Origin of the sequence: Mesorhizobium sp. M7A.F.Ca.AU.001.01.1.1, assembly GCF_004022735.1 — a bacterium.
GTDB lineage: Bacteria > Pseudomonadota > Alphaproteobacteria > Rhizobiales > Rhizobiaceae > Mesorhizobium > Mesorhizobium ciceri.
Genome location: NZ_RZPF01000218.1, coordinates 1 through 1,660 on the forward strand (window position 1 = coordinate 1; position 1,660 = coordinate 1,660).

The following is a 1,660-nucleotide window of genomic DNA, read 5'->3' on the forward strand; positions in this document are numbered from 1 at the left end:
GTCCTCGCGCTGGCGCCGCTGACGGCGCGCTGGCTCGATATAGTGCCGCTCGGCGAAACTGCCGCGCGTGGCCTTGGCCTGCGGCTTGGACGGGTTCGCGCCATTCTGCTGGCACTTACCGCGCTGGCCACCGCAACCGCGACATTGGTCATCGGCCCGCTGAGCTTCGTCGGCCTGATGGCGCCGCATCTCGCGCGCATGCTCGGCTTCCGCCGTGCCGTGCCGCAGCTTCTGGCCTCGGCCATGACAGGCGGGCTGATCCTCGTTGCCGCCGACTGGGCCGGCCGGACGCTGATCTTTCCCTGGCAGGTGCCGGCCGGGCTCATCGCCGCCTTCGTCGGCGGCCCCTATTTCATGGCGCTGATGTGGAAAGGCAGGCAATGAAGTCGGCCCTGGCATATTGCCGGCCCTGCCCTGCCGATTGTAAGCAGCGCCCATCGATGGCGGCCGGTGCCCTCGCCGCGTCCATCAAGACAGCTTGCGGTTCACCTCGATGATCAGACGTTTCCTGTCCTATTACGCGCCCTGGAAGGGGCTGTTCGCGCTCGACTTCTCCTGCGCGGTGCTGGCCGGCCTGCTCGAACTTGGCTTTCCCATGGCGGTCCGCACCTTCGTCGACCAGCTCCTGCCACGGCAGGACTGGACGCTGATCATCATCGCCTCGGCCGGGCTGCTGGTAATCTATCTGCTCAACACGGTGCTGATGGCGGTCGTCACCTATTGGGGCCACATGCTTGGCATCAACATCGAGACCGAGATGCGGCGCAAGAGCTTCGATCATCTGCAGAAACTGTCGTTCCGCTTCTACGACAACCACAAGACCGGCCATCTCGTCGGTCGCGTCACCAAGGATCTCGAGGAGATCGGCGAGATCGCGCATCATGGCCCCGAGGACCTGTTCATCGCCATCATGACGTTCGCCGGCGCCTTCGTGCTGATGTTCACGGTCAACATGCATCTGGCGCTGATCACGGCGGTGATCGTGCCTCTGATCGCCTGGGTGACGATGCGCTACGGCGACCGCATGGAGCGCAACTGGCAGGCGCTCTACCGGCGTGTCGGCGATTTCAACGTCCGCATCGAGGAGAATGTCGGCGGCATGCGCGTCGTCCAGGCCTTCGCCAACGAGGAGCATGAGCGCACGCTGTTCGCACATGACAACCAGCGCTACCGCCAGACCAAGCTCGACGCCTACCGCATCATGTCGGCCAGCAATTCGCTGAACTACATGGGCATAAGGCTGATCCAGCTCGTGGTCATGATTGCCGGCAGCTACCTCGTCATTACGGGAGGCCTGAGCAATGGCGGCTTCGTCGGCTTCCTGCTTTTGGTCGGCGTCTTCGTGCGGCCGATCGAGAAGATCAATTCGGTGATCGAGACCTATCCAAAAGGCATTGCCGGCTTCCGCCGCTACACAGAGTTGCTCGACACCGAACCCGACATCGCCGACCGGCCCAGTGCCGTTACCGCCAGCGGCCTCAAGGGCTCCATCGAATATCGCGGTGTGAGCTTCGGCTATGGCGACGGCAAGCCGGTGCTCAGGGATATCGATCTCACCATCCGCGCCGGCGAAACCATCGCCTTCGTCGGGCCGTCAGGTGCCGGCAAGACCACCATATGCTCGCTGCTGCCGCGGTTCTACGAAGTCATCTTTTTTTTC

Annotated in this window: 2 protein-coding genes; both read left to right on the forward strand. The window is 63.3% G+C overall.

The annotated features are described in order from the left end of the window. A partial coding sequence (locus tag EN884_RS15400; protein ID WP_164895018.1) for an iron chelate uptake ABC transporter family permease subunit occupies positions 1-384 on the forward strand: 384 nt, incomplete at its 5' end. A gap of 109 nt (positions 385-493) precedes the next feature. Then, on the forward strand, positions 494-1,660 hold a 1,167-nt coding region (locus tag EN884_RS15405), incomplete at its 3' end, for an ABC transporter ATP-binding protein (protein WP_164895019.1).